Origin of the sequence: Streptomyces sp. NPDC059828, from assembly GCF_042731955.1 — a bacterium.
Lineage (GTDB): Bacteria > Actinomycetota > Actinomycetes > Streptomycetales > Streptomycetaceae > Streptomyces.
The window spans coordinates 1-26,103 of the sequence record NZ_JBHWIW010000012.1; the positions used below are offsets into that span (position 1 = coordinate 1).

At 70.1% G+C, this 26,103-nt stretch carries 26 protein-coding genes and 1 tRNA gene; 13 read left to right on the forward strand and 14 right to left on the reverse strand.

The features are described 5' to 3' along the window. Positions 1-1,043: 1,043 nt before the first annotated feature. The 3 genes from ACFV6V_RS10075 (at position 1,044) to ACFV6V_RS10085 (ending at position 2,570) form a co-directional block, all read left to right on the forward strand. Positions 1,044-1,322: a hypothetical protein gene (locus ACFV6V_RS10075; RefSeq protein WP_385561820.1), complete on the forward strand. Its 279-nt coding sequence runs from the start codon at positions 1,044-1,046 to the stop codon at positions 1,320-1,322. Between the two features lie 463 nt (positions 1,323-1,785). Next, positions 1,786-1,959, forward strand: a complete 174-nt coding sequence (locus ACFV6V_RS10080; protein WP_167531786.1) for a hypothetical protein — start codon at positions 1,786-1,788, stop codon at positions 1,957-1,959. A 422-nt stretch (positions 1,960-2,381) separates the two neighbouring features. Further along, positions 2,382-2,570, forward strand: coding sequence for a hypothetical protein (locus tag ACFV6V_RS10085; protein ID WP_385561822.1), 189 nt, complete (start codon positions 2,382-2,384; stop codon positions 2,568-2,570). 176 nt (positions 2,571-2,746) lie between these two features. Here ACFV6V_RS10085 and ACFV6V_RS10090 read toward each other — a convergent pair whose 3' ends face one another. Both ACFV6V_RS10090 and ACFV6V_RS10095 read right to left on the reverse strand, forming a co-directional pair. Next, a complete protein-coding gene (locus ACFV6V_RS10090; protein WP_385561825.1) occupies positions 2,747-3,598 on the reverse strand; it encodes a hypothetical protein in 852 nt (283 codons plus the stop codon). A gap of 86 nt (positions 3,599-3,684) precedes the next feature. Then, complete coding sequence (locus ACFV6V_RS10095) at positions 3,685-4,296, reverse strand: hypothetical protein (RefSeq protein WP_385561828.1); 612 nt, start codon at positions 4,294-4,296, stop codon at positions 3,685-3,687. A gap of 135 nt (positions 4,297-4,431) precedes the next feature. On the opposite strand from ACFV6V_RS10095, the gene ACFV6V_RS10100 reads away from it, so the two are divergent. The 8 genes from ACFV6V_RS10100 to ACFV6V_RS10135 all read left to right on the forward strand — a co-directional run bounded on the left by ACFV6V_RS10100 (position 4,432) and on the right by ACFV6V_RS10135 (position 15,106). Next, positions 4,432-5,319, forward strand: coding sequence for a DUF2797 domain-containing protein (locus ACFV6V_RS10100; protein WP_385561831.1), 888 nt, complete (start codon positions 4,432-4,434; stop codon positions 5,317-5,319). Positions 5,320-5,386: 67 nt separating this feature from the next. After that, on the forward strand, positions 5,387-6,289 hold the full coding sequence (locus ACFV6V_RS10105) for an amidohydrolase family protein (RefSeq protein ID WP_385561834.1): 903 nt from the start codon (positions 5,387-5,389) through the stop codon (positions 6,287-6,289). A gap of 149 nt (positions 6,290-6,438) precedes the next feature. Next, positions 6,439-7,176, forward strand: coding sequence for a response regulator transcription factor (locus tag ACFV6V_RS10110; protein ID WP_385561837.1), 738 nt, complete (start codon positions 6,439-6,441; stop codon positions 7,174-7,176). A 23-nt stretch (positions 7,177-7,199) separates the two neighbouring features. Beyond that, positions 7,200-8,678, forward strand: coding sequence for an ATP-binding protein (locus ACFV6V_RS10115; RefSeq protein WP_385562106.1), 1,479 nt, complete (start codon positions 7,200-7,202; stop codon positions 8,676-8,678). 96 nt (positions 8,679-8,774) lie between these two features. Further along, the gene (locus ACFV6V_RS10120; RefSeq protein ID WP_385561840.1) at positions 8,775-10,211 is read left to right on the forward strand and encodes a glycosyltransferase; all 1,437 of its coding nucleotides are present in this window, start codon (positions 8,775-8,777) and stop codon (positions 10,209-10,211) included. Then, positions 10,208-12,526, forward strand: a complete 2,319-nt coding sequence (locus ACFV6V_RS10125) for a glycosyltransferase family 39 protein (protein ID WP_385561843.1) — start codon at positions 10,208-10,210, stop codon at positions 12,524-12,526. Before ACFV6V_RS10120 ends, ACFV6V_RS10125 begins: the two co-directional genes overlap by 4 nt. Positions 12,527-12,598: 72 nt before the next feature. Then, the gene (locus tag ACFV6V_RS10130; RefSeq protein ID WP_385561846.1) at positions 12,599-14,158 is read left to right on the forward strand and encodes an MFS transporter; all 1,560 of its coding nucleotides are present in this window, start codon (positions 12,599-12,601) and stop codon (positions 14,156-14,158) included. A gap of 45 nt (positions 14,159-14,203) precedes the next feature. After that, complete coding sequence (locus tag ACFV6V_RS10135) at positions 14,204-15,106, forward strand: TetR/AcrR family transcriptional regulator (RefSeq protein WP_385562109.1); 903 nt, start codon at positions 14,204-14,206, stop codon at positions 15,104-15,106. Positions 15,107-15,136: 30 nt separating this feature from the next. Here ACFV6V_RS10135 and ACFV6V_RS10140 read toward each other — a convergent pair whose 3' ends face one another. The 3 genes from ACFV6V_RS10140 to ACFV6V_RS10150 form a co-directional block, all read right to left on the reverse strand. After that, positions 15,137-15,988: a YceI family protein gene (locus ACFV6V_RS10140; protein WP_385562111.1), complete on the reverse strand. Its 852-nt coding sequence runs from the start codon at positions 15,986-15,988 to the stop codon at positions 15,137-15,139. A 104-nt stretch (positions 15,989-16,092) separates the two neighbouring features. Further along, entirely contained in the window at positions 16,093-18,546 is a 2,454-nt protein-coding gene (locus ACFV6V_RS10145; RefSeq protein ID WP_385561849.1) for an MFS transporter, read from the reverse strand. A 74-nt stretch (positions 18,547-18,620) separates the two neighbouring features. Further along, a complete protein-coding gene (locus ACFV6V_RS10150) occupies positions 18,621-19,073 on the reverse strand; it encodes a MarR family winged helix-turn-helix transcriptional regulator (protein WP_385561851.1) in 453 nt (150 codons plus the stop codon). 232 nt (positions 19,074-19,305) lie between these two features. Here ACFV6V_RS10150 and ACFV6V_RS10155 point away from each other — a divergent pair, with 232 nt between their 5' ends. Then, positions 19,306-19,539 (forward strand): hypothetical protein, encoded by a 234-nt coding sequence (locus tag ACFV6V_RS10155; RefSeq protein ID WP_385561853.1) that lies wholly within the window; start codon positions 19,306-19,308, stop codon positions 19,537-19,539. Between the two features lie 28 nt (positions 19,540-19,567). Here the strand turns inward: ACFV6V_RS10155 and ACFV6V_RS10160 are convergent, their stop codons facing one another. From ACFV6V_RS10160 to ACFV6V_RS10200, 9 genes are all read right to left on the reverse strand, one after another. Continuing rightward, complete coding sequence (locus ACFV6V_RS10160) at positions 19,568-19,831, reverse strand: hypothetical protein (protein ID WP_385561856.1); 264 nt, start codon at positions 19,829-19,831, stop codon at positions 19,568-19,570. A 596-nt stretch (positions 19,832-20,427) separates the two neighbouring features. After that, positions 20,428-21,393 carry a SigB/SigF/SigG family RNA polymerase sigma factor gene (locus ACFV6V_RS10165; RefSeq protein WP_385561858.1) on the reverse strand — a complete coding sequence of 322 codons (966 nt, stop codon included), beginning with the start codon at positions 21,391-21,393 and terminating at the stop codon, positions 20,428-20,430. Positions 21,394-21,627: 234 nt separating this feature from the next. Further along, positions 21,628-22,572 (reverse strand): RNA polymerase sigma factor SigF, encoded by a 945-nt coding sequence (locus ACFV6V_RS10170; protein ID WP_385561861.1) that lies wholly within the window; start codon positions 22,570-22,572, stop codon positions 21,628-21,630. A 224-nt stretch (positions 22,573-22,796) separates the two neighbouring features. Further along, positions 22,797-23,090: a Dabb family protein gene (locus tag ACFV6V_RS10175; RefSeq protein ID WP_385561864.1), complete on the reverse strand. Its 294-nt coding sequence runs from the start codon at positions 23,088-23,090 to the stop codon at positions 22,797-22,799. Between the two features lie 54 nt (positions 23,091-23,144). Next, positions 23,145-23,309 (reverse strand): hypothetical protein, encoded by a 165-nt coding sequence (locus ACFV6V_RS10180; protein ID WP_361280882.1) that lies wholly within the window; start codon positions 23,307-23,309, stop codon positions 23,145-23,147. Positions 23,310-23,683: 374 nt separating this feature from the next. Beyond that, positions 23,684-23,768, reverse strand: a tRNA-Ser gene (locus tag ACFV6V_RS10185). 102 nt (positions 23,769-23,870) lie between these two features. Then, complete coding sequence (gene tadA, locus ACFV6V_RS10190; protein ID WP_385561868.1) at positions 23,871-24,413, reverse strand: tRNA adenosine(34) deaminase TadA; 543 nt, start codon at positions 24,411-24,413, stop codon at positions 23,871-23,873. An 11-nt stretch (positions 24,414-24,424) separates the two neighbouring features. Further along, positions 24,425-24,958: a hypothetical protein gene (locus ACFV6V_RS10195; protein ID WP_385561870.1), complete on the reverse strand. Its 534-nt coding sequence runs from the start codon at positions 24,956-24,958 to the stop codon at positions 24,425-24,427. Between the two features lie 212 nt (positions 24,959-25,170). Then, a complete protein-coding gene (locus tag ACFV6V_RS10200; RefSeq protein ID WP_385561872.1) occupies positions 25,171-25,359 on the reverse strand; it encodes a hypothetical protein in 189 nt (62 codons plus the stop codon). A gap of 98 nt (positions 25,360-25,457) precedes the next feature. Here ACFV6V_RS10200 and upp point away from each other — a divergent pair, with 98 nt between their 5' ends. After that, positions 25,458-26,093, forward strand: a complete 636-nt coding sequence (gene upp / locus ACFV6V_RS10205) for a uracil phosphoribosyltransferase (protein WP_385561874.1) — start codon at positions 25,458-25,460, stop codon at positions 26,091-26,093. Positions 26,094-26,103: the final 10 nt, after the last annotated feature.

Genomic DNA, 26,103 nt, shown 5'->3' on the forward strand with positions numbered 1-26,103 from the left:
ACACGCGCTGCAACGACGCGCACAGAAAAGCCGATCACGGCCACTGTCAACCATCAGTTGGGATCGAACTGTCAAGCATCACCCGGGATCGGACATCGCCCTCTGAGCGAGCGCGGTAAGAGTTTCTCTACTTCATCAAGGCACCCGCCGCGCACGGCGCGGCGCGCGCGGCCCGACGGCTCGGGCCGACGCTCCTGTCTACGCCCCGCTCCGGCCCGGCCGCCGGCCGCACGCCAAACGGCGAAGGGTTGATGCGAGACCCGACGTGGCTGGGGCGGTCGGCTCCACGGCTTTAGGCAGCCACCATGGGGCGAGCCTCGAAGATCGGGGGCCCACATCGGGCTATTGCGGGCAGGTCCAGAGACTGCCCGAGTCGCAGGAGCTTACGGGCCCCCGATCTCTCGCCCCATGGCAGCTCCCGCCCAAAGCCGTTCCACCGACCTACGTCGAGGGCTAGAGCCGGTGCGATACCTGGACTGCGAGTAGTTCACCAACGAGTTCATTAACTCGATCCCCGATGGCAAGGGCGGCGCGTTCCGCAAGGGGCACCAGCGATTAGCGGACCTGTCGCTGCCGAAGATCGGCGCACAGTTCGGCGTGCGGGACCGCACCACGGTGGTGCACATGGATCGGAAGATCCGGGCGCTCATGGCGGAGCGACGGTCTACCTACAACCAGGTCTCCGAGCTCACCCGCACCTGGAACGCCTGAGAGTGTTGGCTGTGTCGCACGTCACCATCCGGGTTATCCACAGGTTTTCTGTGGATATAGGGGTTGGCCTGCATGTTTCACGTGAAACGTTAGGAGGGCCATTGGTCGAGGTGGGGGTGCGCGACCGCCTCTGTTGTCCCCAGGTGCTTGATGGTGTCCACAGGGTCGTCCACAAGGCGGAGCTTCAACTGGCTTCGATGCAGCTGGCGTTGGGCTATGCGAGCCGCACCGAGTGTCGGTGCCGTGCCGTAACGTTGCCGAGCAACAGCAAGGGCGCGCCTACCCCTTGGCGAAGGAAAACAGGCGCGCCCCACTTCGACCCTGGAGGACGTATGCCCTTCCTGGCCCTCGGTGGCGTTCCGTTGTTGGACTGCCACCTGCTCCGTACTCTCGCACGGGCCACTGACAGTCGCAAGGAATACATGATCATCACGGCCGCCCTTGTGTTGGCTTGTGTGATCAATGGCGACACGGTGTCTGGTGTCCTGGAACAGGCGACTCGGCTGGTCGTCGTCATCACCGTCCTGGTGATCGTTCAGACGCTCGCTGGCGTCGTGGGGCGCAAGCGAACTGACCCAAGCCTCGAAGCGGGTCCTGACATCAGCCTCTGACGCCAACGGTGGCGGTTACCCCCGACTCTCCGCGAGCAGAAAGTCACGGGTCGAGCGCAGGTCGGGGCTGCTGAGCACGCTCGAACGGCCGCTTGGATCGACCCGATAAGGATGAGGCCGGATCTCAAAGCCTGAGCGGGTGGCGCCCGGCCCGCAGCCGCCGCCTTGTCAGTGGCTGCCGGTAGCCTAAAAAGTTCGCAGCTACCCCCACATCTAGTGGTTGAGCAACCTGACAGACCCACAAGTTGTGGTCCCCGTACCCCATTTGAGCCACAGGAGGCGCTATCCTTCTCAACAGCGCGAAAGACCCCAGTTCAGAAGGACTGACGCGGGGTCAGTGCCTGCTCAAACTGGGGTCGTGATGCGTTCCTAGGCGCCCAACGACCCTACATGGCTCAGCCCTTCAGCCAGAAGGGCGGGGTCAATATCGAGCGGCATCCAGCTCGAAAGGTAGGTGATCAGGATGGCCAAGAAGCTCACGCCGGGTACGCCGGCGCCGGAGTCGGGGCAGTACAAGGTCCCCGGTTCCAAGACCGAGGTTACGGCCGTGAAGGGCAAGCCCCTTCCGCCGACGCCCAAGGCTGGCCAGGGTTACAAGCTCGTTGACCCGACCAAGCACAAGCCGAAGGGCAAGTGATGGGCGGGGGCAGGCTCCTCGGGGTCTGCCCCCTTGCCTCGCGTTGCGAGTACAGCAGCGAAGTACAGCAACGACAGCAACCGACCACGGCCGTCGGCACACTTCATCCCCCGCCCGGCAGCCTGAATGACCACTGATGACCGATCTCTTTAAAGCTACGGATCAGAAGGTTGCAGGTTCGAATCCTGCCGAGTGCACACAGGTCAAAGCCCCCTCGGGATCATCCCGCAGGGGGCTTTGTCGTGCCGTAACACCGGCGAAGTACAGCAACCGCGCCGATCGTCGCCAGCCGGCACCCCCCATCGCGCCGGACAGCATGCCGCGCGGCCCCGGCTCGAAGCCCGGCCGGACCTCGAAGATGGGGGGTCCGTCGGGCTGTTGTGGCGGCGTGGAGCACCGTGTCGACTCAGGGGGAGCGCAGCATGAGCAGAAGGCGGTACGTGGCGAGAGGCGTCCCGGGTGGCTATCGCATCTGGGACAACAGGGGCCGACGCTGGTGGGGCGACCACTACGAACTCTGCCCTGATGATCTGCTGGTGGAGCTGAACGGCGCAGGTGACCAGGAGAAGATCACCGCGCTTCTCAAGAGGTACAGAGCCCAGAAGCGCTAGTGGCGTGCCCCTCCCGAGACGGAGGTGCGGCGCCGGCGTACCTCCGTCACGGCAGTTGGCGCTGATCGGACAGGTACGGCGAGGCCGGGGGCCTGAGGGGAGGGCGGGAGGTTCCGGGCGTCGCCGCCGGAGGGCAGGGTGCGTGCGCGGCCTGCGGTCGATCCGGTGGGTGTGGCCTACGGGTCTGCCTGCTGCGGGTGCTCGAAGAGCTGGAGCACACCACCGATGGAGAAGCACAGCGCGCCGGTGAGCGTTCCCCAGTTGGCGATGCCCGCGTTCACCAGGCTGCCGGTGCTCGGGAGGGTGAAGTCGGCCAGGGCGGAGATCATGAAGAGCGCGGAGCCCGCCTGGTTGACCGCCACGATCCACCAGCCGAGTTCCTGCGGCCGGAGGCCCGGGTGGCCGTGGCACACCTCTTCCAGGGCGAGGTGTCCGGAGATGAGGAAGAGCAGGCAGCCCACCATGTCGGGGGCCCAGATCAGCCGGTTGGTCTGCTGGGCGGAGAGGCCGTGGAGGAACGAGTCCAGCAGGTTGAGGCCGAACACCAGGGTCCCGGCGAACAGGACGAAGGTGCTGAGCCAGTCGATCCGCATGGGCTCGTAGCTCCACCAGCGCCAGCCGCGTGTTGCCAGCGTGTCCGCGGTGGGGCCCAGGGTGGGTGCGTTGATCGTCTGGAGCAGGGAGGCGTAGCCGCCCGCGTTGAAGAACAGACCGCCCGCGAAGTAGACCAGAGCGCTCGTCCACGCGGTACCGCCGCCGAGGGCGATCGCCGCGCCGAGGGCGAAGAGCGCCCCGCCGATCGTGAAGGTCACCGACGCCGTGGTGTTGAGGGTCCTGAGCCTCCCGATGGCCACCGCGTCGGCCGGCCGCGGGGCCTCCTCCGCGTCCGCGGCGGCCTTGACCGTCAGCGTGCCGCGTTTGCGTGCCGCACGGGACTCCCACACCGCGAGGCCGCCCTCGGCCGGTCGCCAGGTCAGCCTGGTGGTGAACGGCCCCGCCCCTTCGGCCCGTTTCTCGATGTGACCCACGCCGTCAGCGTAGGAGCCGGGGCGGCGCCGGGCGGTGAGCGGGCATCCCGACACGCGTGCGCGTCGACGAGGGGCGGGGCCGGGCGTCAGGCGTCCGGGTTCTTGCCCGACGCGGCGATCCTGGCGCGGTCGATCTGGAGCTTGGCGAACTTCTCCAGGTCGCTCTGCTCGCCGTCACGCACACCGACGTAGGCCACGACGGTGCCGATGCGCAGAATGGCCTTGTGGGAGTCCTCCGTGGTGAACGCCTCGGTCTCGTCGGCACCTGCGTCGAGGCTCAGTGCCTTGGGGCTGCCCTCGCCGTCCTTCTCGTCGGCGAGCACCTCCTTCATGCCCACCTTGGCGTTGTCGACGGTGTCGTAGGCGAGCAGGGCGAAGCGCACGCTGGCGCTGTCCGCCGACTCCGACGCGCTGACCGCGCTGTACCGCGTCGTGCCCACCACGGCCAGCCCCGAGCACGTCAGCTCTCCTTGGTCTCTGCACTGCTCAAGGGCCCGGTCGCCTTCGACGACCTCCGGCTGGCGGGCCTTCCACCCGTCCGGAGCCGCGAGCTTGCTGGGCAGTGCCTGGCTGACCTGGGTGGCGGTGAACGTCACGGGCGCGGCGTCGGTCCCCGCGTCACTCACGCCCCCCGAGCAGGCCGTCATCGCCAGCGTGAGCAAGGCGCCTATGGTGGCGTTGCGTGTCCCCCGGTGCATCTGGTGCTCCTTGATTTTCGATTGTGGTGGTTTGACCAGTGGTTCGACCGGTGCGTTGACGCAGTTGATCACACTGTCGTGTACACCTAAACATGGCCACGGGAAGCGACGCCAACTGCCCGTAGCGTGGGCCTCATGGGTGGTGACACAGGCCGGTGGCGGTTCCGCGGGATGGGGTGGGGCCGGGAGGCCGTGCCCGTTTTGCGGTGGGGTCGGGGCGGGGAGCGGCGGAGCAGCGGGCTCGCGTACGGCAGGTGGCTCGGGTTCCGGGCCGTCGGGGTGCGGGGGTGCCTGGGAGCCCGGGGGAACGCCTGTCCGCTCGGGGCCGTGGTGCCGGGGCGCAGCACGGGAGGGCTGTGTCCCGAGTGCGCGCGGCTCGACCGGGCGCACTCGGTGGCCGCCGACACCGTCGCCGACGATCCGCGGCCGTATCGCGTGTATCTGGCCTGGTTCGGGCCCGGCCTGGTGAAGGTGGGGATCACCGCGGAGGAGCGGGGCACGGCGCGGCTGCTCGAGCAGGGGGCCGTGGTGTTCGGCTGGCTGGGACGCGGACCGCTGATGGCCGCGCGACGTACGGAGGAGCTGCTGCGGGCGGCGCTCGGGGTGCCGGACCGGGTCCCGTACGCGCACAAGCGGGCGGTGCGTGCCCTGCTGGCGCCCACGGCAGGGGAGCGAGCGGCGGAGCTCGAGGCGCTCCATGCGCGGGCCGTCGTCCTGGACGGGCTGCCCGAGGCGCTGGAGGGCCTGCCGTTCCAGCCCGTTGACCACATGGGTGTGTTCGGGCTCGAGGGAATCCCGGCGGCATCGGCCGTCGTACGGGAGCTGGTGGAGGGAGGGACGGTCGCGGGGCGGCTGGTGGCTGCCGCTGGACCTGATCTGCACCTGGCCGGCACCGACGGCCGCACGTTCGTCGTCGACACCCGGGTGATGTCCGGCTGGGAGCTGGTGGCGGCGGATCCGTGCGACGCCGTCACCATCCCGCTGGACGAGCTGCCGCGCGGGGTGCAGGACGGGCTCTTCTGACGGTCTCCACCGGGGGTTCGTCAGGGGGCCTGGACACCGGGCCGGCAGCCGCTGGAAGGTGGTCGGCATGAGTGATCACCTCGGGGACCTCGAAGAGGCCGCGGCCGTACGGGCCTTCTGGGAGCGGCTCGGGCTGCCCGGGCTCGTGGACGTACACACCCACTTCATGCCCAAGCAGGTACTGGACAAGGTGTGGGCCTACTTCGACTCAGCCGGTCCGCTGACCGGTCTCGAGTGGCCCATCACCTACCGCGAGGAGGAGGACCGCCGGGTCGCCCTGCTGGAGGGGTTCGGGGTGCGGGCCTTCACCTCGATGCTCTATCCGCACAAGCCGGGCATGGCCGAGTGGCTCAACGGCTGGGCGGCCGGGTTCGCCGCCCGCACCCCCCGCTGTCTGCACACGGCGACCCTCTACCCCGAGCCGGGAGTGGAACGCTATGTCCGCGAGGCGGTGGAGAGCGGGGCACGCGTCTTCAAGTCCCATCTCCAGGTGGGGGCGTACGACCCCAACGACCCGCTGCTCGATCCCGCGTGGGGGCTGCTCGCGGAGGCCCGGGTCCCGGTGGTGATGCACTGCGGATCGGGCCCGGCGCCCGGCAAGTACACCGGGCCCGAGCCGGTCGGGCGGCTGCTCGCGCGCCATCCGAGGCTGCCGCTGATCGTGGCGCACATGGGCATGCCCGAGTACACCGACTTCCTGGACCTGGCGGGGCGCTACGAAGAGGTGCGCCTCGATACGACGATGGCGTTCACGGACTTCAGCGAACGCTTCAGCCCGTTTCCCCCGAGTGAGGGCGGGCGGCTCGCGGATCTCGGGGACCGGGTGCTGCTCGGTACGGACTTCCCCAACATCCCGTATCCGTATGTGCACCAGCTGGAGGCGCTGGAGCGACTGGCGGGGCGGCTGGGCCTCGGCGATGACTGGCTGCGAGCGGTCTGCTACCGCAACGGTGCGCATCTGTTCCTGTGAGGTCCGTGTCCCGGTGATGCCCTGGTGATGCCCGGTGGCGTCCCGGCGGTTCGCGGCCGGCCCCGCTATGTGACTCCCCCCGCGACGTTCTCAGGGAATTCACAGGAAGCGGAAAGGTAGCTCTCACGGCACGGGCCCAGGGTGGGACCATGACGACGACCTCCCCTCAGGGGCGTATCGAAATGCGCAGGCCGGACGGTGGCCCCGTCCGGGTGCTCGTCGTGGACGACGAGACCTCGCTCACCGAGCTGCTCTCCATGGCCCTGCGCTACGAAGGGTGGGAGGTGTGCAGCGCCGGCGACGGCGCGAGTGCGATGAGCACGGCGCGTTCCTTCCGGCCCGACGCGGTGGTCCTGGACATGATGCTCCCGGACATGGACGGGCTTTCCGTGCTCGGCAGGCTGCGCCGGGAGCTGCCTGATGTGCCCGTGCTGTTCCTCACGGCGAAGGACGCCGTGGAGGACCGGATCGCGGGTCTGACCGCGGGCGGTGACGACTATGTCACCAAGCCCTTCAGTCTGGAGGAGGTCGTGGCGCGGCTGCGCGGGCTGATCCGGCGCTCCGGGGCCGCCACCGAGCGCAGCGAGTCGATGCTCGTGGTCGGCGATCTGGCCCTGGACGAGGACAGCCACGAGGTCACCAGGGGCGGTGCGAACATCCATCTCACCGCGACCGAGTTCGAGCTGCTGCGCTATCTCATGCGCAATCCGCGGCGGGTGCTCAGCAAAGCGCAGATCCTCGACCGGGTGTGGTCCTACGACTTCGGCGGCCAGGCCAACGTGGTCGAGCTCTATATCTCCTACCTCCGGCGCAAGATCGACGCCGGCCGGGCGCCGATGATCCACACCCGGCGCGGCGCGGGCTATCTGATCAAGCCAGGGGAATGAGGAGCAAGCACCGCATGATCCGCATGCGCAGGCCGGGACGATGGTCCCTGCGGACCCGCCTGGTCGTGTCCGCCCTCGCGCTGATCGCGGTCGCGACCGCGGTGATCGGCACCGTCACCACGGTCGCTCTGCGCAGCCATCTGTACGGCCAGAAGGGCAGCCAGGTGCATGACCTCGCGCTGCGCGCCGCGGGACCCCCGCCCGGCGCGCGCGGCATGCTGCCGCCGCCCCGGGACCCGCTCACGTTCGTGAAAAGCGGCGGAGCCCCGATCGGTACCGTCGGCGCGCAGGTGGACACCGGCGGCAAGGTGACCGAGGGCGTGGCGTCGCTCCAGAAGGAGACCGGCGGCAGGCCGGAGCTCTCGGGCCGCGCGCTGACGGACGCCGAGCTCTCCGCGCTGGCGGAGGTGCCCCGCGACCGAGACTCGCACACCGTGGAGCTGCCGGGTCTCGGTGACTACCTCGTGGAGTACACCGAGGGGGCGAGCGGCACCTTCCTGGTCGGCGTCCCGCTCGCCGAGGCGCAGAGCACCGTCGGCACCCTCATCGTCGTCGAGGTCTGTGTGACCGCGGCCGGTCTGATCGCCGCCGCGCTGGCGGGCAGCTCCCTGGTGGGGATCGCGCTCAGGCCGCTGCGCCGGGTCGCCACCACCGCCACCCGTGTATCCGAAATCCCCCTGCACAAAGGGGAGGTGGCGTTGCACGAGCGGGTACCCGACGCCGAGGCCGATCCGCGTACCGAGGTCGGGCAGGTCGGCGCCGCGCTCAACCGCATGCTCGATCATGTCCACTCCGCCCTCCACTCCCGCCAGGTGAGCGAGACCCGGGTACGCCAGTTCGTCGCGGACGCCAGCCATGAGCTGCGCACCCCGCTGGCCTCGATCCGCGGATACGCCGAACTCCCGCGCCGAAGCCGAGAGGAGACCGGCCCCGACACCCGGCACGCGCTCGGGCGGATCGAGTCCGAGGCCGAGCGGATGACCGGGCTCGTGGAGGATCTGCTGCTGCTGGCCCGGCTGGACGCCGGACGCCCGCTCTCGTACGAGGAAACCGATCTCACCATGCTCGTCGTGGACGCGGTGAGCGACGCCCGGGCCGCGGGCCGGGGCCACAACTGGCGTCTCGCTTTGCCCGAAGAGCCGGTGAAGGTGTCCGGCGACGGTGCGAGGCTGCACCAGGTACTGGTCAACCTGCTGGCCAACGCCCGCACCCACACCCCGCCGGGGACCACGGTCACCGCGTGCGTGCGGCCCCTCGACGGAGGCCGGGAGGTCGCCCTGGAGGTCCGGGACGACGGGCCGGGTATCCCTGCCGAGCTGATCCCCCATGTCTTCGAGCGGTTCGCACGCGGCGACGCCTCCCGGTCGCGGGCGGCGGCCGGTGTGAGCTCCACCGGGCTGGGCCTCGCGATCGTGCAGGCCGTCGTGGCCGCGCACCGCGGCACGGTCACCGTGGAGAGCGTGCCGGGGCGCACGGTGTTCACGGTCCGGCTGCCGCAGTAGCCACCGCGGCGTGTCCTGGGCGGCCGCGCACGACTCACAGATGTCGCACAGGCGCACCACACAGCCATGACAGGCGCTCTGGCGAGAGTCGGGGCCATGCGAACCGACATTGCACTGGGCACCCTGCCGGCACGTGAGCATCTGCCCGTCGGGGCAGCAGGAACTCCCGTACTGGACGTGGTGATTCCCGTCTACAACGAAGAGAAGGACCTGGAGCGCTGTGTGCGGCGGCTCCACGACCATCTGGCGCGCACGTTCCCGTACGGGTTCAGGATCACCGTCGCCGACAACGCGAGCACCGACCGGACCGCTGAGATCTCGGCGTCGCTCGACGCGGTGATTCCCGAAGTGCGGGCGGTCCGGCTGGAGCAGAAGGGGCGCGGACGGGCCCTGCGGACCGTCTGGGGCGCGTCCGACGCTCCCGTACTCGCGTACATGGACGTGGATCTGTCCACCGACCTGAACGCCCTGCTGCCGCTGGTCGCACCGCTGATCTCGGGCCACTCGGACCTGGCGATCGGCTCCCGGCTGGCGCGATCGTCGCGGGTGGTGCGGGGGCCGAAGCGGGAGTTCATCTCCCGGACCTACAACCTGATCCTGCGGGGATCGCTCCAGGCGCACTTCTCCGACGCCCAGTGCGGATTCAAGGCCATCCGGCGCGATGTGGCCGAGCGGCTGCTGCCGTTGGTCGAGGACACCGGCTGGTTCTTCGACACCGAGCTGCTCGTGCTCGCCGAGCGGGCGGGGCTGCGGATCCACGAGGTGCCGGTGGACTGGGTCGACGACCCCGACTCCACGGTGCACATCGTCAGCACGGCGGTCGAGGACCTCAAGGGTGTCTGGCGGGTGGGCCGGGCGCTTGCGTCCGGTGCGCTGCCCCTCGACCGGCTCGCGCGGCCGTTCGGCGACGACCCGAGGGACCGGGCGCTCAGCGGAGTGCCGCGTGGGCTCGCCCGGCAGCTCGTCGGCTTCTGTGTGATCGGGGCACTGTCGACGTTGTTCTATCTGCTGCTGTACTCCCTCTTCCGGCTGGGCCTCGGGCCGCAACTCGCGAACGCCGCCGCCCTGCTGGTCTCCGCCGTCGCCAACACGGCGGCCAACCGCAGGCTCACCTTCGGAGTGCGCGGCAGGGACCGCGCGCTGCGGCACCAGGCGCAGGGTCTCGTGGTCTTCGGTATCGGCCTCGCCCTGACGAGCGGCTCGCTCGCCCTCCTCAACGCGGTCGCGGGCGAGGCCGCCCACGGTACGGAGCTGGCGGTCCTGGTCATCGCCAACCTCGCGGCGACGGTGGTGCGGTTCGTGCTGCTGAGGGCGTGGGTGTTCCCGGACCGCGGCGAGGGCGCATCCGCGGTCGGGTCCGCACCTTTGCCCGAGCCCGAGCCCGTACCGGCCATGCGTTCGTACGGCCACCACGGCGGACACGGCGGATGCGGCGGATACGGCCGCCAGAACGACCAGAACGACCAGAACGACGGGTACGGCCGCTACGGCGAGTACGGCGGCCCCACGACGAGCACGAGGAACCACGGATGACCATCGCCCAGGGCAACGACAGTCCGCCCGAGCAGAACACGTCCGGTACCGACACGCCGCTGTCTTCGGGCTGGGCCTTCCGGCGGCCGGACGCCGCTGCCAGCACGGCGTCCGGTGGGCCCGCGGCTCCGGCCCAGGCCCCGGCCCCGGCTTCGGGGCCCTCGACGTCCGGTGCCGCTGCGGGCAGGCTCGGCCGCGTCTGGCGCGGCCGGCCCGACGACGCCCCCTGGGTGCGGCCCGCGCTGCTCGGGCTGCTGCTGTTCACCGCCGTGCTCTACCTCTACGACCTCAGTGCCTCCGGCTACGCCAACTCCTTCTACTCCGCAGCCGTCCAGGCGGGCAGCGAGAGCTGGAAGGCGTTCTTCTTCGGCTCATCCGACGCCGGCAACTCCATCACCGTCGACAAGCCTCCGGCCGCGCTCTGGCCGATGGCCCTGTCCGTACGGCTGTTCGGGCTGGGGTCCTGGCAGATCCTGGTGCCCGAGGTACTCATGGGCGTGGCGACGGTCGGAGTCCTGTACGCCGCCGTACGCAGGCGGTTCAGCGCCCCGGCGGGACTGATCGCGGGGGCGGTGCTGGCCCTCACCCCGGTCGCCGCGCTGATGTTCCGCTTCAACAACCCCGACGCGCTGCTCGCCCTGCTGATGACGGCGGCCGTCTACTGCGTTCTGCGCGCCCTTGAGGACGCCCGGACGAAGTGGCTGCTCTGGGCGGGCGTCGCGGTGGGCTTCGCCTTTCTCACCAAGTCCCTCCAGGCCTTCCTCATCCTCCCGGCGCTCGCGCTGGTGTACGGGGTGTGCGCACCCACGACGCTGCGCCGGCGGCTGAGCCAGCTCGCCCTCGCGGGCGGGGCGCTGATCGTGTCGGGCGGCTGGTGGGTCGCGGTCGTCGAGCTGTGGCCGGCGTCCTCGCGCCCGTACATCGGCGGCTCCCAGACCAACAGCTTCCTGGAGCTGACCTTCGGCTACAACGGCCTGGGCCGTATCAACGGTAACGAGACCGGCAGCGTGGGCGGCGGTATGCGCGGTGGCGGCGGGGGTGCCGGTGGCGGCATGTGGGGCGAGACCGGCATCGGGCGGATGTTCGGCGACGGAAGCGGCGGCCAGATCTCCTGGCTGCTGCCCGCCGCGCTGATCCTGCTGGTCGCGGGGCTCGTGCTCACCTGGCGCGGCCGCCAGCACCGGACGGACACCGCGCTGGCCGCGTTCCTGCTCTGGGGCGGCTGCCTGGTGACGACCGTCGTGGTCTTCAGCCTGATGGCGGGGATCTACCACGAGTACTACACGGTCGCCCTCGCTCCGTACATCGCCGCGCTCGTCGGCATGGGGGCGACGATGCTGTGGGAGGAGCGAAGCCGTTTCGAGGCACGGGCCACGCTGGCGGGTGCGACGGTGGTCACCGCGGTGTGGGCGTATGTCCTGCTGGACCGGACGCCCGACTTCACCCCCTGGCTGGGCGTGCTGGTGCTGATCGGCGGGCTCGCCGCGGCCGCCGGGCTGCTGTTCGCCGGGACGGCCGGGCGCCGGCTCACGCTGGGAGCGGCGGGGCTCGCTCTGGCGACCGCGCTCGCCGGGCCGTTCGCGTACACCCTCGCCACCCTGGACTCAGGGCACCAGGGCTCGATCGTGACGGCAGGCCCGGCGTCCGCGCAGCGTGGGCCCGGCGGTGGGGGCGGCCGGGGGCCCGGCGGGCAGACGGGCGGTGCCGGTGGGCCTGGTGGCGGCGGAATGATGCCGCCGGGCATGCAGGGCGCCCAGGGCCAGGGCATGATGCCGGGCCAGGGCGGTATGCCTGGCGGCGGTACGGGGCAGCCCCCGACAGGTGGTCAGGGCCAGGGTGGCCAGGGCCAGATCCCCGGAACGGGTCAAGGCGGTCAAGGGGGTCAAGCCCGGGGCGGCCAGGGCCCAGGGGGTCAAGGCGGCCAGGGCGGCGGAGGCCGCGGGGGCATGGGCGGTCTCCTCAACGGCGCCAAGGTCGACGCCGCCACCACCGACAAACTGAAGGAGAACGCATCCGCCTACACCTGGGTCGCTGCCACCGTCGGCGCCCAGAACGCGGCCAGCTTCCAGCTCGCAGCCGAGGAGTCGGTCATGCCCATCGGTGGCTTCAACGGCACCGACCCGTCACCGACCCTCGCGCAGTTCAAGCAGTACGTCGCGGCAGGGAGGATCCACTACTTCATCGCGGGCGGCACCGGAATGGGGAGCCGGAGCGGAAGCGGCAGCAGCAGCGAGATCTCCGCCTGGGTCCAGGAGAACTTCTCCCAGGTCACGGTGGGTGACACCACCCTCTATGACCTGACCACCGGAAAATAGCGCTATACATCGTATGAGGGATGCCTATACGGTGTACGGGACCAAGCCCCGTACACCGTATAGGAGTATGCAATGACGGCGACGGCCGCCGAACCCGGGAACCACTCGGCCACCCCCCTGACCACCCCCGCCGGCCCCCGCCATCCGCAGCGCTGGCTGATCCTCGGCGTCATCTGCCTCGCCCAGCTCACCGTGCTGCTCGACAACACCGTCCTCAGCGTCGCGATCCCCTCCCTCACCACCGAACTCGACGCGTCCACGGCCGACATCCAGTGGATGATCAACGCCTACTCCCTGGTCCAGTCGGGACTGCTGCTCACCGCGGGCAGCTCGGCCGACCGCTACGGCCGCAAGAAGATGCTCACCGCCGGGCTCGTGCTCTTCGGGCTCGGCTCACTGGCGGCCGGACTCGCCCAGGACTCAGGGCAGTTGATCGCCGCACGGGCGGGCATGGGCATCGGCGGCGCGCTGCTGATGACCACCACCCTCGCCGTCGTCACCCAGGTCTTCGACGAGCAGGAGCGGGTCAAGGCCATCGCGCTCTGGGCCACCGTCGGCGCGCTCGGCTTCGCCGCGGGCCCGCTGATCGGCGGGATCATCCTCAACCACTACTGGTGGGGGATGGTCTTCCTGATCAACCTCCCGGTGGCGCTGATCGGACTGATCGCGGTCGTCAAGCTCGTACCCGAGTCGAAGAACCCGCAGGGCGACCGGCCCGACCTGCTGGGCGCGCTGCTCTCGACGGTCGGGATGTCGTCGGTCGTGTACGCGATCATCAGCGGTCCGGTGGACGGCTGGACCTCCGCACGCGTGCTGGTCGCGGCCGTGCTCGGTCTGGTGGTGCTCGGTGCGTTCGCGCTGTGGGAGCTGCGCATCCCGCATCCGATGCTGGACATGCACTTCTTCCGCGACCAGCGGTTCACGGGCGCGGTGGCGGGTGCCCTGCTCGTGGTCTTCGGCATGGGCGGCTCGATCTTCCTGCTCACCCAGCACCTGCAGTTCGTGCTGGGCTACGAGCCCCTGGAGGCCGGCCTGCGCATGGCCCCGTTCGCCCTCACCGTCGTGCTGCTCAACCTCACCGGTCTCGGCCCCCGGGTCATGGTGAAGCTGGGCACCCCGCTGACGGTGCTGGCCGGGATGACGCTGGTGTCGGGCGGTCTCGCGGCGGTCGCGGTGCTCGGCGGGGGTAAGGACGGCAGCTACGGCGGCATGCTGCTCGGACTGGTCCTGATGGGCGCCGGTCTCGCGCTCTCGCAGCCCGCGATGGCCGCCGCGATCATGGGTGCGATCCCGGCCGAGAAGGCCGGTGTGGGTGCGGGCGTCAACGGCACCCTGGCCGAGTTCGGCAACGGCCTCGGCGTCGCGGTGCTCGGCGCCGTACTGAACTCACGGTTCGCCTCGCTCGTCGCCGTGTCGGCGGCCTCGCTGCCCGCGGCGCTCGCCGCGGCGAAGGGGCCGGCGGAGCGGGCTCGCATCGCCGATGCCTTCGCCACCAGTCTCCAGACCAGCCAGCTGGTGGGTGCGGTGGCCGTGCTGGCGGGTGGCGTGGTGGCGGCGGTGCTGCTGCGCAGGGCCGAAAGGACCGGGCCCGTCGCTCAGCCGGCCGGGGACGAACCCTTGGCCGAGGCATAGCATCGGGCACGTATCGAGCAGAGCAGGCAGGTTGGAGTGAACGCCATGGTGTCGGACGCCGACCGCCCGAAGCGCCCGGCCCGGATGAGCGTGTGGCTCGAGGGCAAAGCCCCCAAGAGCCGCAAGGCCGACCAGCCCTCCGGCCTCGACCGGGACAGGATCACCGAAGTGTCGGTGCGGCTGCTCGACGCCGAGGGGCTCGCCAAGTTCTCCATGCGTCGGCTCGCCGGAGAGCTGGGTGTCACGGCCATGTCGCTCTACTGGTACGTCGACACCAAGGACGACCTCCTGGAACTCGCGCTCGACGCCGTGTTCGGGGAGCTGGACCTGCCGGAGGCGGCAGATGCGGGGAATTCAGGGGACGCAAGGGGTGCGGGGGGTCCGGGCGGCGGCGTGGACTGGCGCGACGAGCTGCGTGAACTGGCGGGCGGATACCGCACGCTGCTGATCGCCCATCCCTGGCTGTCCCCGCTCATCGGCACCTATCTGAACATCGGTCCGCACTCACTGCAGTTCGTGGGGACCGCACAGCGCATCGTGCGCAGCACAGGGCTGCCGCTGAAGTGGCAGGCGGCGGCCCTGGGCGCGGTCTTCCAGTTCGTCTACGGCCTCGGCACGGTCGAGGGTCATCTCAAGAAGCGCTGTGCGGACGCGGGGATGACGCTGGAGGACTACTACGTCGAGGCCATGGGCGCGACCCGCGAGGTGGCGGGCTTCGAGCAGGTCCTCGACGACGCGGAGAAGATCATGGCGGCCAGGGGCACGGACACCGCCGAGGAAATGCTCGAACGGGACTTCGAGATCGCACTCGATCTGATGATCGCCGGGATCGAGACGATGACCGCTCGCCACACGGAGGCGGATTCCGATGCCGACGCCGAGACTGACGAGAAGACCGGGTCCGACGAGAAGACCGGTGCCGACGCCGGGTCGGACGGGGCGGCCTGAGGCCTGCACACCGGCCAAACCTCTGAGCGGTCAGGCCCCCTGGGTCGTTCCGCCGGCCCCCGCATTCCGTGCGTCCCGTACCGCCTGGATCGCCAGTTCGACCTTCAGCGTCGTACCGATCGCCGCGATGCCCGACTGCACGATCTGGTTGTAGTTCATCGCGAAGTCCTCGCGGTGGAGTTCGGCGCTCGCGCTGAAGGCCGCCCGCAGTCCGCCCCAGGGGTCAGGGCTCGTCCCGAGGTAGGCGAGCGACAGATCCACCTCCCGCTCGACACCGTGGAGCGTGAGCAGCCCGTGCACCGTCCAGCGGTCCTGGCCGGCCACGGTCAGGCCGTGGCTGCGGTAGCCGATCTCCGGAAAGAGCTCCACGTCCAGGAAGTCGGCAGACCTGAGGTGCTTGTCCCGCATACCGTTTCCGGTGTCGACCGAGGCCGCGTCGATCACCGCGTGCACGCGCGAGCGCGAGACGTCCTCCGCGATCTCGATCGTGCCGCCGAAGTCCGTGAACCGGCCGTGCACGCTGGAGATCCCCAGATGCCGGGCGACGGCACGCACCGACGAGTGCGCCGGGTCCAGCGACCAGAGGCCCGGAGGCGGCAGCTCCGTACCACCGGTGCGGTCCAGGACGACCGTGCCCACATCGGCCCGGCCGCTCGCGGTGACCAACGCGGTCGAGGCCTGGGGGCCGTAGCCGACGGCCGTCACGATCGCCGTGTAGGGGCCGGGAGCGAGGGCCTCACCGGTCCTCACGGTCCCGTCGCGATCCGCCCCCGCCCGCAGCACCTGTTCGCCCGTCGCGTCGGTCAGGGTCACGACCGCGTGTTCGAGCGCCCAGCCGTCCCGGGTCCTGATCCGTGCCTCCCGCCCCCGGCCCTCCCCAATCCCCCTTTCTCTCGCGGGGGGGACCCGCCGGGGGGGGCGCCCCGCCCGGGCCCCCCCCCCCGGCCCCGTGCGGCGCCTCCGCTCAAGCGCCGCGCGGGGGTCCGTCACTCGCCCGGGTGGGCGAGCTCGATGTCGTGGTCGTCGAGCCCACGGCCGGTGACCGTGAGGGCGCCGGCCACCGGCGGGTAGCCCGTCGCGATCAGCGTGTACACGCCCGTGTCCAGGTCCGCGAAGGCGTACGCCCCGTCGTCGCCGGTCGTCGCGGTGCCGACCACGTTCCCTTGGGCGTCCACGAGGGTCACCAGCGCGTCGGACAGCGGCCTGCGGGCGCTCGGTTCACCACCGGCGCGGACCACGCCCTGGAGCACGGCACCGGACTGGAGGGCCGCCTCGATCCGGGTCACGCCCTGGGTGCCGATGTCCACGGGGAGGGCCAGCGGCCGGAATCCGGCCGCGTTCACGGCGAGCGTCACCGGGCCGGGGACGAGCTCCGCGAAGGTGAAGCCGCCGTCGGCCGCCGACGTGCCGGTGGCAAGGACGTCTCCCCGCACATCGGTGACGATCACCATGGCGCCTTCGACGGGCGCCCGGTCATCGGCGGTGACGACGGTGCCCGCCAGTCCGCTCGTACCACTGAGGGCGATGTCGTTGCCGAGCGGCTCGCCACCGACGACCACGGTGGTGGCCTGCGGCTGGAAGCCGTCCGCCGATGCGATCAGTACATAGGAGCCGGGGGCCGGCGCGTCGAGCGCGTACGAGCCGTCGGTGTGGCTCACCGATCGGCCGAGCTGCCGCCCGCCCAGCGAGATCAGGGTGACGGCGGCGCCGGTGAGCGGGGCGCCGTCACCGCCGCGTACGACTCCGTGCACCGTGATTCCGGTGCCGGCGGTCTCGACCGCCTCGCCTGCCTGTGCCGGTATCACGACCGGAGCGGCTGCCGCGGCGGCCTCGTCCAGCAGGCTCTCGCCGGCGTCGGCGTCGGGCGCCACCGCGGAGGACTTCAGCGCCACCTCCTTGATGAACAGCGTCACCAGGAACGCCAGCAGCGCGAAGGGAGCCGCCCACAGGAAGACATCCGCGACCCCGTGTCCGTACGCGTCCTCGACGATGGTGCGGACCGGCGCCGGGAGGGTGTCCAGGTCGGGGATGCCCCCGCCGCCGGTACCGCCGTGGCCGAGTGCGGCGCCCCGCGGGCCGAGTGCGGCGAAGCCCTCCTCCACGTAGTTGGTGACCCGGTTGGCGAGCACCGCGCCGAGCGCCGAGACACCGACCGCACCGCCCAGCGAGCGGAAGAAGGTGACCACGGACGAGGCGGAGCCGAGGTCCTGCGGGGCCACCTGGTTCTGGGTGGCGAGCACGAGGTTCTGCATCATCATGCCGAGACCGAGGCCCATGACGGCCATGAAGACGGCGATCCGCCAGTACTCGGTGTCGTACCGGATCATGCCCAGCAGACCGAGGCCGCCCGTCACCAGGACGCCACCGCTGACCAGCCAGGCCTTCCAGCGGCCGGTCTTGGTGATGACCATTCCGCTGACGGTGGACGAGATGAACAGGCCGCCGATCATCGGGATCGTCATGACACCGGACATCGTCGGCGACTCGCCCCGGGCCAGCTGGAAGTACTGGCTGAAGAAGACGGTGCCCACGAACATCGCCACACCGACGAAGAGCGAGGCCAGCGATGCGAGGGTGATGGTCCGGTTGCGGAACAGCCGCAGCGGGATGATCGGGTCGCTCGCCTTGGCCTCGATGACCAGGAAGATCACGCCGAGCGCCACGGCACCGCCCGTCATGGCGTAGGTCTGCCAGGACACCCAGTCGTACTTGTCGCCCGCGAAGGTCACCCAGATCAGCAGCAGCGAGACCGCGGCGCTGATGAAGAGGGCACCCGCCCAGTCCACCTTGACCTCGCGCTTCACGACGGGGAGCTTCAGGGTCTTCTGGAGCACGATCAGCGCGATCAGCGCGAAGGGCACACCGACGTAGAAGCACCAGCGCCAGCCGAGCCACTCGGTGTCGGTGATCACACCGCCGAGCAGCGGGCCGCCGACCGTTGCGACAGCGAAGGTCGCTCCGAGGTAGCCGCTGTAGCGTCCGCGCTCACGCGGGGCGATCATCGCGGCCATGATGACCTGGGCGAGGGCGGTCAGACCGCCGACGCCGATGCCCTGGACGACCCGGCAGGCGATCAGCATGCCGGTGTTCTGGGACAGTCCGGCCACCACCGAGCCCGCCACGTAGATCACCAGGGCTATCTGCACCAGCAGCTTCTTGGAGAAGAGGTCGGCGAGCTTGCCCCAGAGCGGGGTGGTGGCGGTCATCGACAGCAGGGCGGCGGTGACCACCCAGGTGTAGGCGGACTGGCCGCCGTCGAGGTCGTTGATGATCTGCGGCAGGGCGTTGGAGACGATCGTCGAGGACAGGATCGCGACGAACATGCCGAGCAGCAGCCCGGACAGCGCCTCCATGATCTGCCGGTGCGTCATTGGCGCGCCGGTGTCCTCCTGGGCCCTGGCGTGGCCGCCCCGCACACCGGTGGGTGTGGTCGTAGCCATGAACTTCCTTAGCTTTCTCGTCTGTGACGTCGGTCGTACGTCGTGCGGTGTGGTGTACGGGTGGTGTGTTCGGCTCAGTCACGGGCCGTCTGGACGGTCCGGCAGTCTCCGAAGGAGTCACGGAGCCGTGCCAGCAGCGCGTTCAGCCGTCCGACGTCGTCGTCGGACCAGTCCCTGAGGGAGTGGGCGAACAGATCCGTGGTCCGGCGGCCGAGCTCGTCGAGCATGTCCCTGCCCTCGGGAGTCAGCCGCAGGATGCGGGAGCGCCGGTCGTCCGGATCCGGTGCCCGCTCGATCCAGCCGCGGTCGGCGACATGGGCCACATGACGGCTGGTGACCGACATGTTCACGGCGAGCAGCTCGGCGAGCCGGCTCATCCGCATTTCGCCGTATCTGTCGAGGAGGGCCAGCACGGCCGCCGACCCACCAGGGCATTCGGCGGGCAGATGACGTGCGAGTCCGCGCTTCACGGCGCCTATGGCGCTGATCTGCTGTGCCAGCTCCTCGTACTGGCTGCGGTCGGCCATGGCTGCCATCCCCTCGAGATCTTGTTGCTTAGGGCAACCATAAAAGCTGTTGGTTGCCGCAGGCAAACGAAAACGGGACGCGAGGAGTAAAGGAACGCCAAAGGATTTGCAAATGCGAGATCCGCCGAGGTCGCTGAGACCGCTGGGCGTCGCGTGAGGGCGCTGCGGGCGGTGAGATCAGCTTCGGGCCTGGGCTTGGGCGGGTCAGCCCGGTTCGCTAGGGTCCTGCACCATGGCACACAACCCCCAAGCCCCCCAGGGTCCCGAGGGCAACTACGACCCGGCGGGCAGCACCCAGATGTTCCGCGCCTTCGTCGACGAGGGTGTCCCGCCGCGCGGCGGCGCCCGCTCGGCGGGACCCACGTCCGGCACGTCCACCGGGTCCGGCTCGCGTGTCGGGCTGATCGTCGGCGTCGTGGCGGTCGTCGTGATACTCGGCGCCGTGGCCTGGCTCGCGCTGGGCTGAGACGAGCCTCCGGGTTGAGCCTGCGGGCTCATCCCCGGGCGAGTTGACGGTTCTCACCCTCGAGGCGCACGTCCCGTGTCTCGATGTGCATACCGAGCGGCACCCGCCAGGAATCCACGCACACGGTGTAGGTCTGCGACCTGGTGCTCTTCGCCGCGATCGGAACGGGTACGGGATGGGCGGACTCGATGGTCGCCCAGTCGATGCCGAGCCCGCCGATGACGTGCGTCCCAAGGGTGACGGTGCCCGAGCGCACAGCTGAGCCACCGGTGTTCCGGAACCTCAGCGTCACCTTCTCGCACCACCGCTGGTCCGTGCTGTCCCGCGCGGGGGAGCCGACGCTCAGTACCGCTGGGCCCGGTGATGGCGATGGCGATGGCGGCGGTGGAGCGGGTGCGGAGCTGCCAGGGGTCGAGGGCGCAGGCCGACTGGACGGTGCTCCGGGCGCGCTGGGTGTGCCTGGCCGCGGAGCGGCTGTGCTTCCGGGGCCGGCGGTGGCTCGGGCGCTACGGCTCGCGGAAGGAGCCGGGGAATCGGCTCCGAGCGCATCGGCCCCCGCGCGGTCCGCGCCATCCGCGCTCGGGGAGGGCGCGGTCCCGTCCAGCGGTACGAGCGCGACGCTCCCGGACGGCGGCAGCGCCCCGCGCGGCCCGGCATCGGGCCCGGTGCCCGCGGCCCCGACGGCCGCGTAGCCACCGCCCCCGCAGGCGACCAGCGCTCCACCGAGGCAGAGCGCGAGACCCGCGAGCCCGTATCCGACCGGTCGGCCCTCTCGGCCGTGTCGCCGCTGTCGCCGTCGCATCGCGCCAGTGTGTCTGACGGGCCGTCAATGAGGAACCCCTTGGAGGTCCCCCCGGCCGAAGGCAGGGGGGACCGGGCTCTCGGACATCAGTCGCTGATGAGGCCTTCACGGAGCTGGGCCAGGGTGCGCGTCAGCAGTCGCGACACATGCATCTGCGAGATGCCGACCTCCTCACCGATCTGGGACTGTGTCATGTTCGCGAAGAAGCGCAGCATGATGATCTGGCGCTCGCGCGGCGGGAGTTTGGCCAGCAGGGGCTTGAGGGACTCGCGGTACTCGACGCCTTCCAGCGCGCTGTCCTCGTAGCCCAGCCGGTCCGCCAGGGAGCCCTCGCCGCCGTCGTCCTCGGGGGACGGGGAGTCCAGCGAGGAGGCGGTGTACGCGTTTCCGACGGCGAGCCCGTCGACGACGTCCTCCTCCGAGACTCCCAGCACCGCCGCGAGTTCGGGCACGGTCGGGGAGCGGTCCAGCTTCTGGGAGAGCTCGTCGCTGGCCTTGGTCAGCGCGAGCCGCAGCTCCTGGAGCCGGCGCGGCACCCGCACCGACCAACTGGTGTCCCGGAAGAAGCGCTTGATCTCACCGACCACGGTGGGCATCGCGAACGTGGGGAACTCCACGCCGCGTTCGCAGTCGAAGCGGTCGATGGCCTTGATCAGGCCGATGGTGCCGACCTGGACGATGTCCTCCATCGGCTCGTTGCGGCTGCGGAAGCGCGCCGCCGCGTACCGCACCAGCGGCAGATTGAGCTCGATGAGGGTGTCGCGCACATACGTACGCTCCGGGCTGTCGGCGTCGAGAGTGGCCAGCCGCAGGAAGAGGGAACGGGAGAGAGTGCGGGTGTCGAGTGCTTCCGGGGCCGCCGTCGCCTGGGGCGCCTCCGGGGACACCGGAGCAACCGGGGCCACGGGAGCCACCTGAGCCACCGAGGGCTCCGGAACGGCCGGAGCCACCGGCGACACCGGGGCTGCCGGGGCGGGCACTGGAAGCACGTCGGGCGAGGGAGCGCTCAACGCGCGGGTGAGCACCTTCGAGCTGCCCTGTTCTACGGACATGCCACCCCCTGGAGGTCGCGGACGGTCGCGTCGGCCGCGACCATCGGTGGAACGCAGCCTCCACCTGAATACCGGAGGCGGGGCCGCGGCAAACGCGGTTTCCGCAGAATGTCACATGTCGGCAACGCGCTGTAGTGACTTGTCGACAACGAGCCATCAAATCCGTGCAGGAAAAGGGGGGTCTGCGGCTTTTGCGCCCCTCAAAGTGGGCTGAAAGGGTTCTACCCGTTTCGGTTACGCTTCGATCCTGTTTGCGGATCTCAAACGGGCGAAACTTCGGGCGAGCAGTCGGGACACGTGCATCTGCGAAACCCCGAGCTCCGCGCTGATCTGCGACTGCGTCAGATTGCTGTAGTAGCGCAGCAGAAGGATCCGCTGCTCACGCTCGGGCAGCTGTACGAGCAGATGCCGTACGAGGTCGCGGTGCTCCACGCCCGCGAGTGCCGGGTCCTCGTACCCGAGCCGGTCCAGCAGGCCCGGCAGCCCGTCGCCCTCCTGTGCTGCCTCCAGTGAAGTCGCGTGGTAGGAACGCCCCGCCTCGATGCAGGCGAGCACCTCGTCCTCGGAGATTTTCAGCCGCTCGGCGATCTCGGCGGTGGTGGGGGAGCGGCCATGAGCGGTCGTCAGGTCCTCGGTGGCGCCGTTGACCTGCACCCACAGCTCATGGAGCCGGCGCGGCACATGGACGGTCCGCACGTTGTCCCGGAAGTACCGCTTGATCTCGCCGACCACCGTCGGCATGGCGAAGGTGGGGAACTGGACCCCGCGGTCGGGATCGAAGCGGTCGATGGCGTTGATCAGGCCGATCGTGCCGACCTGGACCACGTCCTCCATCGGCTCGTTGCGACTGCGGAAGCGGGCCGCCGCGTACCGCACGAGCGGCAGGTTCGCCTCGATCAGCGCCGCACGGACCCGTGAATGCTCGCCGCCGCCCGGCTCCAGCTCCTTGAGCTGGGCGAACAGCACCTGGGTGAGGGCTCTGGTGTCGGCTCCCCTGCTCTGGGGTCTGCCGGGTCTGGCGGCGCCGTTCTCGGTGTGCTCGGTGCTCTCGACGGGCTCGGTGCCGGGGCCGGCGGCACTCCCCGTGCTGCTCACGCCGGCGGATTGGCTCGCGCTGCTCGCGTTGTTGTCGCTGGTCTCGCTCTGGGGCGGCACTTGAGGCGCAGTATTGGCCGACACGGTCTCGCCACCCCTTCATCTTTCGAACAGCGGATCGATCTCGGTCAACTCATCCGTCAAAAGCGGTCATAGCATCACAAGACATGTCCACTGTGTGCAAGCACCGCATTACTCCGTGTTGTGGGGCAAGTTGGACATCGGATCGCGCCGGACGGGGGCGTGGGCACAAAAGAGCCCCTCACCGCAGCGGTGAGGGGCCAGGAGCCGTGGTGCCGGACGGCGGCTCAGAACTCGTAGTCGGCGATCACCCAAGTGGCGAACTCACGCCACTGTCCCGCCGCCGTCTGATGTGCCGGGTGCTCGACATAGCGCTTCAGCGCGTCCCGGTCGACGACCGCCGAGTTGATCGCGAAGTCATAGGCGATCGGTCGGTCGGAGATGTTCCAGGCGCACTCCCAGAACTCGAGCTCCGGGATGAGGTCGCCGAGCTCCTGGAAGGCCCGCGCACCGGCCAACACGCGGGGCTCCTCGCGGTCGACGCCTTCGTTGAGCTTGAACAGGACCAGATGGCGGATCATGGGGGCGCTCCTCCGGGCGGGCTGGGCGTGCGGGCCGACGTGCCGGTCGACGGGCTAGTTGACGAGCTCCGTCATGAATTCGCCGACGCCTTGCGCGGCGCTCGAAATTCCTTCGAACCCTACCTGGACGAGGTCCGCGGCGCGCTCGGGGGAGTTGATGATCGTGTACAGGACGAAGACGACGACTATATAGAGCGCGATCTTCTTCGTTTGCACCATCGGTCCCTGCCTCCCCTGTGAAGTCGCGTGAGTCTAACCGAGGCCTTTATGGACGAAGGTCCCGGAGATCCGGGTCCTTCGCCGGGCCCGGTCGTGCGCCCGTAGGCGCAGGATGGGAGATGTACCCCATGGGTCCGGCGGGATCCGAGGGTAAGGAGCCGACCCCCACAGCGGGGTCCCGCGCCGCGAGCTTCCCCCGAGAGCGGCCCGGGACCGGACGGCCGGTTCTCATCGGGGGGAGCGGGCAGTCCCCCCGAGAGTCCGCTCCCTCCGGCCTCCTCTTCTCTCCCCTCCCCGGAAGTGCAGAGGCGGGCGAACGGCAACTGATAGTGAAGAAGGGCCCGGTCCATCGGACCGGGCCCTTCGTCTTGAAGCGGTAGCGGAGGGATTTGAACCCTCGGTGACTTGCGCCACACTCGCTTTCGAGGCGAGCTCCTTCGGCCGCTCGGACACGCTACCGGGAGAGAGCTTAGCCCAAGGTGGGCCGTGCTCTGAAATCGATATCGATCAGCGGCACACCGGCGGTCTCCCGGCAGCCCGTCGGTGGCCGCTCGGACTCCCTCAGCGAACCCCGGGGGCGCTTCCCAGGCCGTTTCTGAAGAACGCCGAGAGCTGCTCCGAGCACTCGTCCGCGAGCACGCCGAGGATCACTTCAGGGCGGTGGTTGAGCCGCCGGTCCCGTACGAGGTCCCATACGGAGCCCGCCGCACCCGCCTTGTCGTCCCGTGCGCCGTAGACCACCCGGTCCACCCGGGACAGCACCAGCGCGCCCGCGCACATCGTGCAGGGCTCAAGGGTCACGACGAGCGTGCAGCCGGTCAGCCGCCACTCCCCGAGCCTGGCGGCGGCCCTGCGCAGGGCGAGCACCTCCGCGTGCGCGGTCGGATCGCCGGTCAGCTCACGCTCGTTGTGGGCGGTCGAGAGCACCGCGCCGCCGGGTCCCAGCACGACGGCGCCGACAGGTACGTCGCCGCCCTGTGCCGCGCGGGCCGCCTCCGCCAGGGCGAGGCGCATATACGTCTCCCACGGGGCGCGTACGGGGTCGGGCACGGGCTCCGTACCGGGCAGGGGATCGGGCAGCTCGGGCAGTACGGGATCAGGCACGCCACCACTCACTAGCGCACGGTCTCCAGCACCTCGGCGGCGCCCAGCGCGTCCGCGATCTCGCCCAGGGCGTCCGACTCCAGAGCGAGCAGCTCCCTCACCGACATCCCCAGATCCGCGAGGATCTCGCGGTCCCCGGCCGGGCCGGGCGGCACGGACTCCGCGGAGACCGAGTGCTCTTCCTCGTCGTCGTCCGCCGAGGCCGGCTCGCCCTCCTCCGTGCCGTCGAGGTCCAGCGAGTCCAGGTCGTCGGCATCGTCGTCCGACTCCCCGCCCAGAAGTTCCTTGGTGAGGATCTCCCCGTACGAGGAACGGGCGGCGGCGGACGCGTCCGAGACGAAGATGCGGGGGTCGTCCTCGCCCTCCACGCGGACGAGGCCGAACCACGCGTCCTCCTGTTCGATGAAGACGAGCACCGTGTCCTCGTCCACCGAGGCTTCGTGAGCCAAGTCGGTCAGATCCGACAAGGTCTCTACATCGTCGAGCTCTGTGTCGCTCGCTTCCCACCCGTCTTCGGTGCGCGCGAGCAGTGCGGCGAAGTACACCGTGACTCTCCCACTGATCAGAGTTGTGACGACCGGCGGTGCGCTTGACGGCCCCGCCCTTCGGAATCGTGACAGAAACAGCGGCCTGGCGAGAGGTCTTCCGGCCTTGCGTCGTGCACGCGTTCAATCAAAAAGTCCGTTTAAGAGTCCACCCGGGGTGTGTCGGGGGCCCATCGCGCTCACTGCGTGATCGCTCCACGGTCACCCCGGACTCACCACCGGAAGCTGCGCATACGCACGGCCTGACGCATCCGGGCCGCCCGGGCGCGGCGCGGCTGGACGCGCTCCCTCAGCGCCTTGGCCTCGTTCAGTTCGCGCAGGAACTGGGCGCGTCGCCGCCTGCGGTCCGCGTCGGTCTCCTGCTCGGGCCGTTCGGGCTGTTCGGGTCGCTCCTGCTGCATCGGCCGCACCACCTCAGCGCTGGAAGGGTATGTCCCACCTTCCCTCCGGGGTACCCGTTGATGCCAGGGGTTGTCGGGTCCCGGCTACTGTTGGGCCCATGCGGACCCACGTTGTCGACCACCCCCTGGTGGCGCACAAGCTCACCACCCTGCGCGACCGGCGCACCGACTCTCCGACCTTCCGGCGCCTCGCCGACGAGCTGGTGACCCTGCTCGCCTACGAGGCCACCCGGGATGTGCGCACCGAGCAGATCGACATCGAGACCCCGGTGTCACCGACCACGGGCGTCAAGCTCTCCCGCCCGCGCCCCCTCGTGGTGCCGATCCTGCGGGCCGGGCTGGGCATGCTGGACGGCATGGTGCGGCTGCTGCCGACCGCCGAAGTGGGCTTCCTCGGGATGATCCGCAACGAGGAGACCCTGGAGGCGTCCACCTACGCGACCCGTATGCCGGAAGACCTCTCGGGCCGTCAGGTGTACGTGCTCGACCCGATGCTGGCGACCGGCGGCACTCTGGTCGCGGCGATCCGGGAGCTGATCAGGCGCGGTGCGGACGATGTGACCGCGGTCGTGCTGCTGGCGGCGCCCGAGGGCGTCGAGATCATGGAGCGCGAGCTGGCGGGTACGCCGGTCACGGTGGTCACGGCCTCCGTGGACGAGCGGCTCAACGAGCACGGCTACATCGTCCCGGGTCTCGGTGACGCGGGTGACCGAATGTACGGCGCGGCGGAGTAGCGAGCGCGCG

What these genes read in the sequence shown, in the direction of transcription:
- ACFV6V_RS10075 (WP_385561820.1), top strand. Translation starts at nt 1,044, where the DNA reads ATGCCCTTCCTGGCCCTCGGTGGCGTTCCGTTGTTGGACTGCCACCTG.
- ACFV6V_RS10080 (WP_167531786.1), top strand. Translation starts at nt 1,786, where the DNA reads ATGGCCAAGAAGCTCACGCCGGGTACGCCGGCGCCGGAGTCGGGGCAG.
- ACFV6V_RS10085 (WP_385561822.1), top strand. Translation starts at nt 2,382, where the DNA reads ATGAGCAGAAGGCGGTACGTGGCGAGAGGCGTCCCGGGTGGCTATCGC.
- ACFV6V_RS10095 (WP_385561828.1), bottom strand. Translation starts at nt 4,296, where the DNA reads ATGCACCGGGGGACACGCAACGCCACCATAGGCGCCTTGCTCACGCTG.
- ACFV6V_RS10100 (WP_385561831.1), top strand. Translation starts at nt 4,432, where the DNA reads ATGGGTGGTGACACAGGCCGGTGGCGGTTCCGCGGGATGGGGTGGGGC.
- ACFV6V_RS10105 (WP_385561834.1), top strand. Translation starts at nt 5,387, where the DNA reads ATGAGTGATCACCTCGGGGACCTCGAAGAGGCCGCGGCCGTACGGGCC.
- ACFV6V_RS10110 (WP_385561837.1), top strand. Translation starts at nt 6,439, where the DNA reads ATGACGACGACCTCCCCTCAGGGGCGTATCGAAATGCGCAGGCCGGAC.
- ACFV6V_RS10115 (WP_385562106.1), top strand. Translation starts at nt 7,200, where the DNA reads ATGCGCAGGCCGGGACGATGGTCCCTGCGGACCCGCCTGGTCGTGTCC.
- ACFV6V_RS10120 (WP_385561840.1), top strand. Translation starts at nt 8,775, where the DNA reads ATGCGAACCGACATTGCACTGGGCACCCTGCCGGCACGTGAGCATCTG.
- ACFV6V_RS10125 (WP_385561843.1), top strand. Translation starts at nt 10,208, where the DNA reads ATGACCATCGCCCAGGGCAACGACAGTCCGCCCGAGCAGAACACGTCC.
- ACFV6V_RS10130 (WP_385561846.1), top strand. Translation starts at nt 12,599, where the DNA reads ATGACGGCGACGGCCGCCGAACCCGGGAACCACTCGGCCACCCCCCTG.
- ACFV6V_RS10135 (WP_385562109.1), top strand. Translation starts at nt 14,204, where the DNA reads ATGGTGTCGGACGCCGACCGCCCGAAGCGCCCGGCCCGGATGAGCGTG.
- ACFV6V_RS10145 (WP_385561849.1), bottom strand. Translation starts at nt 18,546, where the DNA reads ATGGCTACGACCACACCCACCGGTGTGCGGGGCGGCCACGCCAGGGCC.
- ACFV6V_RS10150 (WP_385561851.1), bottom strand. Translation starts at nt 19,073, where the DNA reads ATGGCCGACCGCAGCCAGTACGAGGAGCTGGCACAGCAGATCAGCGCC.
- ACFV6V_RS10155 (WP_385561853.1), top strand. Translation starts at nt 19,306, where the DNA reads ATGGCACACAACCCCCAAGCCCCCCAGGGTCCCGAGGGCAACTACGAC.
- ACFV6V_RS10165 (WP_385561858.1), bottom strand. Translation starts at nt 21,393, where the DNA reads ATGTCCGTAGAACAGGGCAGCTCGAAGGTGCTCACCCGCGCGTTGAGC.
- ACFV6V_RS10175 (WP_385561864.1), bottom strand. Translation starts at nt 23,090, where the DNA reads ATGATCCGCCATCTGGTCCTGTTCAAGCTCAACGAAGGCGTCGACCGC.
- ACFV6V_RS10180 (WP_361280882.1), bottom strand. Translation starts at nt 23,309, where the DNA reads ATGGTGCAAACGAAGAAGATCGCGCTCTATATAGTCGTCGTCTTCGTC.
- ACFV6V_RS10200 (WP_385561872.1), bottom strand. Translation starts at nt 25,359, where the DNA reads ATGCAGCAGGAGCGACCCGAACAGCCCGAACGGCCCGAGCAGGAGACC.
- upp (WP_385561874.1), top strand. Translation starts at nt 25,458, where the DNA reads ATGCGGACCCACGTTGTCGACCACCCCCTGGTGGCGCACAAGCTCACC.